Source organism: Mesorhizobium sp. L103C119B0 (assembly GCF_000502235.1).
Lineage (GTDB): Bacteria > Pseudomonadota > Alphaproteobacteria > Rhizobiales > Rhizobiaceae > Mesorhizobium.
In genome coordinates this window covers 76,736-88,027 of record NZ_AYXE01000022.1, presented here as the reverse complement: position 1 = coordinate 88,027, position 11,292 = coordinate 76,736, and the positions used below count along the sequence as shown (strand labels likewise).

10 protein-coding genes are annotated in these 11,292 nt (G+C 63.3%); 1 reads left to right on the top strand and 9 read right to left on the bottom strand.

The features are described from left to right. Positions 1-214: 214 nt before the first annotated feature. The 7 genes from X728_RS139880 to X728_RS139910 all read right to left on the bottom strand — a co-directional run bounded on the left by X728_RS139880 (position 215) and on the right by X728_RS139910 (position 8,242). Positions 215-562, bottom strand: coding sequence for a nitrile hydratase accessory protein (locus tag X728_RS139880; RefSeq protein WP_031196003.1), 348 nt, complete (start codon positions 560-562; stop codon positions 215-217). Then, on the bottom strand, positions 549-1,208 hold the full coding sequence (gene nthB, locus X728_RS139885) for a nitrile hydratase subunit beta (RefSeq protein WP_031196002.1): 660 nt from the start codon (positions 1,206-1,208) through the stop codon (positions 549-551). Before nthB ends, X728_RS139880 begins: the two co-directional genes overlap by 14 nt. Continuing rightward, positions 1,205-1,828, bottom strand: a complete 624-nt coding sequence (nthA, locus tag X728_RS139890; protein ID WP_023832901.1) for a nitrile hydratase subunit alpha — start codon at positions 1,826-1,828, stop codon at positions 1,205-1,207. Before nthA ends, nthB begins: the two co-directional genes overlap by 4 nt. A 64-nt stretch (positions 1,829-1,892) precedes the next feature. Further along, positions 1,893-5,054 (bottom strand): efflux RND transporter permease subunit, encoded by a 3,162-nt coding sequence (locus tag X728_RS139895; protein ID WP_023832900.1) that lies wholly within the window; start codon positions 5,052-5,054, stop codon positions 1,893-1,895. Beyond that, complete coding sequence (locus tag X728_RS139900; RefSeq protein WP_023832899.1) at positions 5,051-6,340, bottom strand: efflux RND transporter periplasmic adaptor subunit; 1,290 nt, start codon at positions 6,338-6,340, stop codon at positions 5,051-5,053. The genes X728_RS139895 and X728_RS139900 overlap by 4 nt, the downstream gene beginning before the upstream one ends. A 225-nt stretch (positions 6,341-6,565) precedes the next feature. Beyond that, positions 6,566-7,162 carry a LysE family translocator gene (locus X728_RS139905; protein WP_023832898.1) on the bottom strand — a complete coding sequence of 199 codons (597 nt, stop codon included), beginning with the start codon at positions 7,160-7,162 and terminating at the stop codon, positions 6,566-6,568. 123 nt (positions 7,163-7,285) lie between these two features. Beyond that, positions 7,286-8,242 carry an acyl-CoA desaturase gene (locus X728_RS139910; RefSeq protein ID WP_023832897.1) on the bottom strand — a complete coding sequence of 319 codons (957 nt, stop codon included), beginning with the start codon at positions 8,240-8,242 and terminating at the stop codon, positions 7,286-7,288. 156 nt (positions 8,243-8,398) lie between these two features. On the opposite strand from X728_RS139910, the gene X728_RS139915 reads away from it, so the two are divergent. Next, the gene (locus X728_RS139915) at positions 8,399-8,779 is read left to right on the top strand and encodes a metalloregulator ArsR/SmtB family transcription factor (RefSeq protein WP_023702997.1); all 381 of its coding nucleotides are present in this window, start codon (positions 8,399-8,401) and stop codon (positions 8,777-8,779) included. 11 nt (positions 8,780-8,790) lie between these two features. Here the strand turns inward: X728_RS139915 and ilvN are convergent, their stop codons facing one another. Continuing rightward, positions 8,791-9,363: an acetolactate synthase small subunit gene (gene ilvN, locus X728_RS139920; RefSeq protein ID WP_023668352.1), complete on the bottom strand. Its 573-nt coding sequence runs from the start codon at positions 9,361-9,363 to the stop codon at positions 8,791-8,793. An 81-nt stretch (positions 9,364-9,444) separates the two neighbouring features. Further along, complete coding sequence (locus tag X728_RS139925; RefSeq protein WP_023668351.1) at positions 9,445-11,241, bottom strand: acetolactate synthase 3 large subunit; 1,797 nt, start codon at positions 11,239-11,241, stop codon at positions 9,445-9,447. Positions 11,242-11,292: the final 51 nt, after the last annotated feature.

The window sequence follows — 11,292 nt, the reverse complement described above, 5'->3', positions numbered from 1 at the left end:
GCGGACGCATAGGGGGAGAGAAGTGTCACCTATGTATCCGGTTCAAAGTGTTACCCATCTATCGGCTGGACAGCTGGCCGCAGCCTCGGCGCCATCATGAGATGCTTGAGATTGGCGAAACCATGGACGCGAGCGACCCCTCTCCCCGTCGTACGGGGAGAGGATGCCGGCAGGCAGGTGAGGGGCGGCGCAAACATCGCGAGGACTTCATCCCTCACCAATCCACGGGATCGTTCTCCAACAAAATCGGCTTGCCGTGCGGGGTTGCATGCGCGGCGCGTTCCCAGGCGGCGGCGAGCGTGTCGACATCGTTTTTGCCGGCGACGCCCTTGGCCGCCAGCAGCGTTTCCAGCGCCGCCAGCCAATGCTCGTAGTAGTCGTGGCCGTCGCTTGCGGCGCCCGGCTTCTTCACTTGCGCCGACAGCGCATCGGCCCATTCGCTCCACGAAAACAGGCCCTTGTCATGCAGCGCCACCGTCATGGCGAAGGCTTCGGCCTGCCAGGGTTCGGCGAATACCGGTTCGTCCAGACCCGCCGGCAATGCACCTTCAGGCCGGCTCAAGATAGCTCTCCCAGGCATCGATCGAGACGGTCAGCGTCGAGTCGGCGCCCTCGCCCCAGATTTCCGAGCCATCGAAGACCACGGTATAGACCCATTGCGGGTTTTCACCGTTGCCATGCGCGTTGCTGTCGGGGAACACAAAACCGTCACGCACGGCCTCGATAACTCCGTGCTTGCCGCGCGCATAACGCGGTAGCCTTGTGTGGCCGGTGGGATTGAAATTCTTTGTCCGCACCGGGTCGCCGGCCTTGAAGCGCGGCGCCGTCTCAACCGGCCGGTCGCAGGGACTGCCCTTGGCCAGTACCGCCGGCACGTCTTCGGCCTTCAACACCCTTTTGGGCGTCGCCGCCGGATCGACCGCCCGACCTTCCGTCAGATCGCGCTCGCTGACGAAGCCATGGCGCTTCAGCAGCACCTCGAGCGCTTTGATCCATATCTGGTAGTAGCTTGAGGAATAATAGACGGCCGGATGCAGCGATTCCCTGGCGTGCCGGCTCTCGTCGATGTTCCACGCGCCCATGGCGCCGGCAGTCAGCGTCACGCCGAGCGCCCGCCTCTCCCAATCCGCATGGAAGTAAGGCTCGTTCCTTTCGGGCGCGACCGGCCCGAAACCCATCTGTCCACCTAGATCCTGCGGCCCGTTCATGCCGGTACCTTCTTTGTCCCGGGTTCTTTGGCCACCGCCGTGCCGATCATGGCATCGCGGCTGACCAGTTCGGCGAGTTGGTCCTCGCTCCAGCCTTCGGTACCGCCAGGCCGCATCGGCACCACGAGATAGCGCAGTTCGGCAGTCGAATCCCAGACGCGGATGTTTTTCTCCGCCGGTAAGGTCAGCCCGAACTCCTCCAGCACGCCGCGCGGATCGATCACGGCGCGCGAGCGATAGGGCGGCGCCTTGTACCAGACCGGCGGCAGCCCGAGCACCGACCACGGATAGCAGGAGCACAGCGTGCAGACGACGAGGTTGTGCGTCTCGTCCGTGTTGAACACGGCCTGCATGTGCTCGCCCTGGCGGCCGCTATAGCTCAGCGACGCGATCGCTTCCGTCGCGTCGCGCTTCAGCCACTCGGCAAAGGCCGGATCGCTCCAGGCTTTCGCCACCACCCTGGCGCCGTTGCGCGGCCCGATCTTGGTCTCGTAGGTGTCGACGATGACGTCGATCGCCGCCGGATCGATCAGGCCTTTTTCGGTGAGGATAGTTTCCAGCGCGCGCACGCGCGCCGCAAACGAGTCGAGTTCGTTGTCGTGGTCATGATCATGGGACATGACCTCAGATTAGGATCGGCGGCACGCGGCCGCAAGCATGACAGCTTGGGCCACGGGCCATCGCCTATTCGGCGGCGGCCCTTTGCGGCTCGAGCCGATCCTCGGGAGCGAACAGCGAGGCCTGCTCGCCGCTCTCGACCGCATGCAGCTCCGGCCTGTTCTTTTTCGAAGAGAAGAAGCTCATCAGCCAGCCGGAGAAATTCTCGAAATAGACATAGATGACAGGGGTGACGAACAGCGTCAGCGCCTGGGAAGCGAGCAGCCCGCCGACGACCGCGACACCGAGCGGTTGGCGCAGCTCAGCACTGGCGCCGGTGCCGAGCGCGATCGGGAACGTGCCCATCAGCGCCGCCAACGTCGTCATCATGATCGGCCTGAAACGCATCAGGCACGCCTTGTGTATGGACTCCTTGGCCGACATGCCTTCTCGTCGCAGCTCCAGCGCGACGTCGACCATCATGATGCCGTTCTTCTTGACGATGCCGATCAGCATCAGGATGCCGATCACCGCGATCACCGACAGGTCCATGCCGGCAAAGCGCAGCGCGACCACCGCGCCCAGCACCGCCGAAGGCAGGCCGGTCAGGATGGTGAGCGGATGAATGAAGCTCTCATAGAGGATGCCGAGCACGATATAGATGGTCAGAATGGCGCCGCCGATCAGCAGGCCCTGATTGGCGAGCGAATCCTGGAAGGTCTTGGCGGTGCCGGCAAAGCTGGTCGAAATCGCCGGCGGCATGCCGATCTGCTCCTTCAGCGCGGCGATGCGGGCCGTGCTGTCGCCCAGCGCCACGCCTTGCGGCAGATTATAGGAGATGGTGACCGCCGGCAGCTGGCCGAGCTGGTTGACCGTCAGCGCGCCGGCGGTGCGGTCGACGCGGGCAAAGGCGCCGAGCGGCACCAGGCTGCCGCTTGCCGTCCTGACCTGGATGGCCAGCATGCGCTCGGGCGACCATTCGATGTTGGGATCGAGCTCCATGATGACTTCGTAGCTGTCGGCCGAGCCGAAGATCGTCGAGACCTGCTCCGTGCCGAAGCCGCCATAGAGACTGGAGCGCAGCGTGTCGGTGTCGATGCCGAGCGACGCCGCCTTGTCGCGATCGACCACCAGCGTCGCCTGCAATGAATTGTTCTGCAGATCGCTGGTGACGTCGGTGAAATTCGCATGATCGGCCGCCATCGCATCGTTGAGCTTTTGCGCCCATGTGTCGGTCAGGCCGGTATCGAGGCCCTGAACGACGAGCTGGTAGGCGCTGGCGGAAGAACGCGCGCCAAGTCGCAGGTTCTGCACCGGCTGCATATAGGCATCGATCCCCGGCACGACGGCCAGCTGCCGCCGCAGATCCGACAGCACCTTATCGATGTCGGGGCGCTGGCTCTTGTCCTTCAGCTGCACATAGAGCTGGCCCTGGTTCAGCGCATTGTTGCCGCCGCCGGCTGACCAGGCCACATGCGAGACATAGGGCGAACGCGAGAAGACACTTGCCGCCTGGTTCTGCAGCTTGACCATGGCGTCGTAGGAGATGTCCTGCCTGGCGATCGTCGTCACCGAGATCTGGCCGATATCCTCTTGCGGGAAAAAGCCTTTCGGCGAGACCTCGATCAGCCAGACCGACCCTGCCGCCGTGCCGACGAAGACGAGGAACACCAGAAAAGTGTGGCGCAGGCAGAAGGTCAAAAGCCGGTCATAGCCGCGGGTGACGATATCGTGCTTGTGGCCGGGGGCATGCTTGTCGCGATCGGCCTTGGTCACCGACAGCAAGCGCGAACACAGCATCGGCGTCAGTGTCAGCGACACGAACATCGAAGCCAGGATGGCGACCGTCACCACGACGGCGAATTCGTTGAAGATGCGGCCTATGACGCCGCCCATCAAAAGCACGGGGATGAACACCGCCACCAGCGAGATCGAGATCGAGATGATGGTGAAGCCGATCTCGCGCGCGCCTTTCAGCGAGGCATCGAAGGCCGAGAGACCGTCCTCCTCCATGTGGCGAAAGATGTTTTCCAGCATGACGATGGCGTCGTCGACGACGAGGCCGACTGCGAGCGTCAGGCCCATCAGCGAGATGTTGTCGATGGAAAAGCCGAACAGGAACATGGCGCCGAGCGTCGCGATCAGCGAGATCGGCACCGCCACGGCCGGAATGATGGTTGCGGTCACCCGGCGCAGGAAGACGAAGATCACCGTCACCACCAAAGCGATCGTCAGAAGCAGCGTGAACTGGACGTCGTCGACGGCCTGGCGGATCGAGGTCGAACGGTCGTTGAGCAGCTTGATGTCGGCGGCGGCCGGCATTTGGTCCTTGAACGACGGCAGCATCGCCTTGACCTTGTCGACGACGTCGACCGTGTTGGCGTCGGGCTGGCGCTGCACCGCCAGGATGATGGCGCGCGTGCCGTCGTACCAGCTTGCGGTCGTCGTGGTCTCGACCGAGTCGATGACGCGCGTCACCTCGCCCAGCCGCACCGGATGGCCGTTCTTGGTGGCGATGATGAGGTTGGAGAACCCGGCGGCATTGGTGAGCTGCGTGTTGGCCGTGATGGTCAGCTGCTGCTTGTCGTTCTGCAAGACCCCGAGCGGCGTGTTGGAATTGGCCGAGGCGATCGCCGTCTGCAGCTGGTCGATCGAAATGCCGCGCGCCGCCAGCGCCGTCGGGTCGATCTGCACGCGCACCGCATATTTCTGCTGGCCGAAGATCGACACCTGCGCCACGCCGTCGATGGTCGACAGCGAGGGCGAGATGACGTTTTCGGCGAAGGCGTCGAGGTCGGTGAGCGGAACCGTGTCGCTGACCAGCGACATCAGAAGGATCGGCGCGTCGGCCGGATTGACCTTGCGATAGCTCGGCGGCGACGTCATCTCCGGCGGCAACTGCCGCTGCGTGCGCGCGATCGCCGCCTGCACGTCGGCGGCCGCCGCGTCGATATCCCGGTTGAGCACGAACTGGATGGCAATGGACGTGCGTCCCAGCGAATTGCTGGTCGAGATCGAATCGATGCCGGCGATGGTGGCGAACTGCTTGATCAGCGGCGTCGCCACCGAAGTGGCCATGGTTTCGGGCGAAGCGCCGGCCAGGGTGGCCGAGACGTTGACGACCGGGAATTCGGCGCTCGGCAGCGCCGCCACCGGCAGGAACTTGTAGGCAAACAGCCCGCCCAGCACGAGGGCGAACGACATCAGCAGCGTGGCGACAGGCCTGCGTATGCAGAATTCGGAAATCATTGGGCAGCCGCCTTGCCGGCCTCGGCGACCTTGGGAGCAGCTTGATCACCGCTGGCCGCCTTGCCTTCGTGAATGGCGGCGCCGTCCTTCAGCCTGGTCTGGCCCTCGACCACCACCTTCTCGCCTGATTTGACGCCCTCGCTGATGGCGCTGTTTTCGCCTTCGGTCAGCGCCACCTGCACCGGTCGCATCTCGACCGTGTTGTCGGGCTTGACGACATAGACGAACGGTCCCTTTTGGCTAGGCTGCACGGCCACGGTCGGGATGGATGTCATCTGCGGCATGATGCCGGCGTCGAGCACGACATTCACATATTGCCCGGGCCACAGCGAAAGATCGGCGTTGGGGATGCTCGCCCGTGTCGCGATGGTGCCGGAAGCGGTGTCGACGCTGGAATCGACGAAGTCGAGCGTGCCTCTGCCGATCGGCGTCGGGTCGCCGTCCTTGGTCAGCGTGACTGCCCCCTGCTGCGGGTTGGCCAGCGCCTTGTGCAGCAGCGCCAGGTTGCTCTCCGGCAGGTTGAAGTTGACTTGCAGCGGATCCATCTCGGTGATCGTCACCAGCGGCGTGGCCGTGCTCGAGTTGCCGTTGCTCAAGGTGACGAGGTCACCGACCGAAACGTTGACCGCCCCCAGCCGGCCGGCAATCGGCGCCTTGATGCTGGCAAAGCCGAGCTGGACATTGTCGGCGTCGATCGTCGCCTTGTCGGCATCGACCGTCGCCGCGGCAGCCTTTTGCGCCGCCACCGCCTGATCGTAGGTCTGCTGCGTGCCGGCCTGCTTGGCGACGAGATCCTTGGCGCGCTGGAGGTCGGAGCCCGAACTGGTCAGCAGGGCCTGGTCCTTGGCGAGCGTCGCCTGATCCTTGGCAAGCTGCGCCTTGAGCGCCCTGTCGTCGAGCGAGAACAGCAGGTCGCCGGCCTTCACCATCTGGCCGTCCTTGACGTCGATCGATACGATCTGGCTGGACACGCGGGCGTTGATGTTGACCACGGCCGGCGAAGACACGAAGCCGATGGCGTAACGGCGGATTGGAAAATCGGCCATTGTCGCAGTGGCCGAGACGATCGAGGCCGAACGGGCGGCATTACCGCCGGCGCCGGATTTGCCCCCAGCCTTGTCGGCCGAAGCCTTGTCCGATCCAGCCGGCTTGTCCGTTGCTGCCGCCTGCCTGGCGCCCGGCAGCATCTGCTGCAGACTGCTCATTGCCGCCGGCGAAAAATAGACCCATGCCGCGGCGACACAGGCCGCTGCCACCACCACCGCCAGAACGACTTTTCCGCGCATCGACTAAAAGCCCTATGATCCGACACGCCGAACCCGGTGGTCTCATTCTACCCAATCACGGCGCCTTGCCGCGATCTCGCCGAAGTAGATAGGACGCACATTTGTCGGAAAAGGGCCAAAACACGGCATTACGAAGATTTAATGTGCACTGCACAATGACTATGCAGCCGGCTCAGCAGTCGGAAAACCAGCCAGGATGCGGTTGAGATTTCAGGCCGGATGCGTCTATCTCAGCATCGGCCAGAGCGTCGCCGCCAGGAGCACGCCCATGGCGATGTTGAACCATTTCAGCCGCACCGGATCCGACAGGAATCCGCGCAGCGCCGTGCCGAAGCCGGCCCACACCGAGACGCTCGGCAGGTTGACGACGGTGAAGGCGATCGCGATCAGCGCCACCGACAGGAACGGGTGGTCCGGATTGGAGTAGACGGCCATGGCGGTGATCGCCATCACCCAGGCTTTCGCATTGACCCACTGGAATGCGGCTGCCTCGATGAAGCGCATCGGCCGTGCCTCCGTCTCACCCTTGCTGGACAGCGAGCGCGACATGGCGATCTTCCAGGCGAGATAGAGCAGATAGGCAGCGCCGGCGATCTTCAATCCGGTGTGCAAGGCCGGAAACGCCGTAAGCACCGCGCCCAGGCCAAAGCCGACAGCAAGCAACAGCACCAGGAAACCCATGCTGATGCCCAGCATATGCGGAATGGTTCTGACCAGGCCGAAATTCACGCCCGACGCCAAGAGCATGAGGTTGTTCGGCCCCGGCGTGATCGAGGTCACGAAGGCGTAGACCAAAAGGGCAAGGAAAGCGTCGAGGGTCATGACGGCTCACAAAGGTCAGCAATGCTGACTTAAATCGACAGAGCGCTGGACGCAACCTCATTCCATTGGTCCAAAGCGCTCCGCCGTGATCCGTCTATCCCGAGCCAGCCAGGCCGGCACAGTCTACCTGCCGTGGGCCCGCGCCGACAACAGGCTGGGAGCGGCGGCCGCCTCCTGACGGCCAGCCACACGCCGCAGGCCTTTGCGCCTCGGCGTGTTCCCGGGAAGCTTCACGCCATGCGCGAGGCCGAGGGCAGCCAGGATGCGGATGAAGAGCCAGCCGAGATCGATCTGCCCGAGTTCCAGGCCGAGCTTTGCGGATTCGGGAAACGCATGGTGATTGCCGTGGAAACTCTCGCCAAAGGTCACCAGGCCGAAACGCGGCAGGTTGTAGCCCTGCACGGCAACGCCATCGACGCGCCAGCCCTGCTGCCCGCTGCGATGTGCGAAATGCCCGACCAGCCAATGCCCGGTCAGCGACACGGAGATACGCACCGCAATGCCCCAGACCACCCAGCTCCACCCGCCGAGGAGCAAGAAAAGGATCGCCCACGGCAGTTGCTGCAGCATCCAGGTCCGCTCGACGAATTTGTAGAAGCGGTCGTTTCTGATCGACGGCTCGATGACGAAGTCAGGCGGATTGCGCAACGCTACGGCGCAATGCATTTGCCAGAAAGCGTCGGTGAAGAAAGGCCGGCGGTGGGCGTGCAGGTCGTGACAAGCCGTCTGGCGCTGCGCCCAGTCTCGTATGTCATGCGCATAGATCATGCCGAACGGACCGGCCATGCCGACGAGCGTCCCGAGATAGACCAGCGCGTGTTCGAGCCAGATGTGAACCTTGAACGAGCGATGGATGAGCAGGCGATGCATGCCGACCGAGTGTCCGGCGCAGATCGTCACCGCCGTCGTCGCTACGAACAGGGCGAAAGCGCTCCAGCTGAAGGTCAGCGGCCCGAACACCAACGCAATCAGCGTCATCGCACCGACCCAGATCGACTTGGCCGGCATCCAGACGACCTCGCCATCTTCGGCATCGCTCAAGGGCTGCGAGATCATTCTGCCTGTGGATATGGTCTTCATCGGCACCCCTCCTCTGCAGGAAACATTTCCGGACCAAAGAGCCTTGCCTTCCGGCGCGCCGGCGCTTATTTAGGCAATAAGCTAACTATCTACTATTCCGATTTAGGTATTTAGGCAATAGACTAAATACCGGAAGCGAAACGACAGAGGCAGGCGGTGATCGAAGACAATGCAGCGGATGGCGACACGGCTATCGGGGCAAGCAGCGCCATACAGCGCGTGTTCGAGGCGCTCTCATCGCAGCCGAGGCGCAAGATCCTCGCCTATCTCGCCCACTCCTCGCTGACCGCGGGCGAGATCGCGGCGCGCTTCGACATGTCGAAGCCGTCGATCTCGCAGCATCTGAGCATCCTGGAGACGGCCGGCCTCATCGCCAGGGAGCGGCAGGGACAATTCATCCGCTACTCGCTGGTCCAGAACAATCTGGTTAACACGCTGAACGGCTTCGTCCAGGACGTCTGTCCGGTATCGCGCCCGATCAAAAGGGAGAGTAAGAATCTGGCGAGCGGCAAGGTCGATCCCAAGCCGGTAAAATAGTTGGACTGAGACTACATCCCTTGCGGGCCGCGGTTCATCGCCGCCACGCCGGTGCGGCAGATCTCGACCAGGCCGAGCGGCTTCATGATGGCGATGAACTGGTCGAGCTTCGAACCCTTGCCGGTAATCTCGAAGATGAAGTGCTCGGTGTTGGCGTCGATGACCGAAGCGCGAAAAGCGTCCGCCAGACGCAGCGCCTCGACGCGGGCTTCGCCGGTGCCGGCGACCTTGACCAGCGCCAACTCGCGTTCCAGCGGCCGCTCCTGGCCGAACTCGTGCGAGCGCACGGTGAGATCGACGACGCGATGCACCGGTACGATGCGTTCGAGCTGGTGCTTGATCTGCTCCAGCACATGCGGCGTGCCGCGCGTCACGATGGTGATGCGCGACAGGTGCTTCTCGTGTTCGGTCTCGGAGACGGTGAGGCTCTCGATGTTATAACCGCGGCCGGAAAAGAGGCCGATGACCCGGGCAAGCACACCGGGCTCATTGTCGACCAGCACGGAGAGCGTGTGGTTCTCCGGCTTTTCCGTTTCCTTGGCGATGAAATAGGCGGAGCCGGTCGGTTGAAGCTGTGCGTTCATGACATGAATCTCGATTTCAGACTTTGAGCTAATTCTCTGTTTGCGCACGGCTTCTCGCGACAGCCCTGCCCCGGCTTGGACCTAGACCAGTTCCCTGCCCTTGGCGTCGATGGCGTTGGCCACGGCTTCGTCGGTCGCCTCGTCGGGCAGGAGCATTTCATTATGCGCCTTGCCCGACGGGATCATCGGGAAGCAGTTGGCGAGCGTCGCCACCCGGCAATCGAACAGCACCGGCTTCTTCACCGCGATCATCTCCTTGATCGCATCGTCCAGCTCGTCCGGTTTCTCGCAGCGAATGCCATGACCGCCATATGCGTCGGCCAGCTTGACGAAGTCGGGCATCGCTTCGGTGTAGGAATGCGACAGACGGTTGCCGTGCAGCAGCTGCTGCCACTGGCGCACCATGCCCATATACTGGTTGTTGAGGATGAAGATCTTGATCGGCGCATTGTGCTGCACCGCCGCGCTCATCTCCTGCATCGTCATCTGCACCGAGGCATCGCCTGCGATGTCGATGACCAGCGCATCCGGGTGCGCGATCTGCACGCCGAGCGCCGCCGGCAGGCCGTATCCCATCGTGCCCAACCCGCCCGACGTCATCCAGCGGTTCGGCTTCTCGAAATGATAGTGCTGCGCCGCCCACATCTGGTGCTGGCCGACCTCGGTGGTGATGTAGGTGTCCATGTCCTTGGTCAGTTCGTAGAGCCGCTGGATGGCATATTGCGGCATGATCACATCGTGGTTCATCTTGAACGCGAGCGAGTCACGCGCGCGCCATTTGGCGATCTGCTCCCACCAGGGATGGAGCGCCTTCTTGTCGGCCTTGGCGCTCGCCCGCCACAGCCGCACCATGTCCTCCAGCACCCGGCCGACATCGCCGATGATGGGCACTTCCGTGTGCACGTTCTTGTTGATCGACGATGGATCGATGTCGATGTGGATCTTCTTCGAGTTGGGCGAGAAGGCGGTCAGCCGTCCGGTGATGCGGTCGTCGAAGCGCGCGCCGATGCAGATCATCACGTCGCAATCATGCATCGCCATATTGGCTTCATAAGTGCCGTGCATGCCCAGCATGCCCATCCAGTTCTTGCCCGATGCCGGATACGCGCCGAGGCCCATCAGCGTCGAGGTGATCGGGAAGCCGGTGAGGTCGACCAGTTCGCGCAGCAGATGGCTGGCCTCCGGACCGGAGTTGATGACGCCGCCGCCCGAATAGATGATCGGCTTCTTGGCGCTGGCCATCAGTTCGACGGCGGCCTTGATCTTTTCCAGGTCGCCCTGGACCTTCGGCTGGTAGCTGGTGCGCGGCGCCGCCTGCGGCGGCACATAGATGCCTTTGGCGAACTGCACATCCTTCGGAATGTCGACCACCACCGGGCCGGGGCGGCCGGTCGTCGCGACATGGAAGGCCTCATGGATGGTGGCGGCCAATTCGTTGACGTCCTTCACCAGCCAGTTGTGCTTGGTGCAGGGGCGCGTGATGCCGACCGTGTCGCACTCCTGAAACGCGTCGGAGCCGATCAGCGAAGTCGGCACCTGCCCGGTCAGGCAGACCAGCGGGATCGAATCCATCAGCGCATCCTGCAGCGGCGTCACCGCATTGGTGGCGCCCGGGCCGGAGGTCACCAGCATGACGCCGGCCTTGCCGGTCGAGCGGGCATAGCCTTCGGCCGCATGCCCTGCGCCTTGCTCGTGGCGGACGAGGATGTGCTCGACCTCGTCCTGCTGGAAGATTTCGTCATAGATCGGAAGCACCGCGCCGCCGGGATAACCGAAGACATGCTTGACGCCATTGTCCTTCAGCGCCTGCACCACCATTTCGGCGCCAGTCATTTCCCTGTTTGGCATTTCGCGCCGTTCGTTCTGTCCGTTGCTCATCGGTCTGGTCCCGTACTTCTAGCCATGAGGCGATTGCTGGTCGTTTAGTCG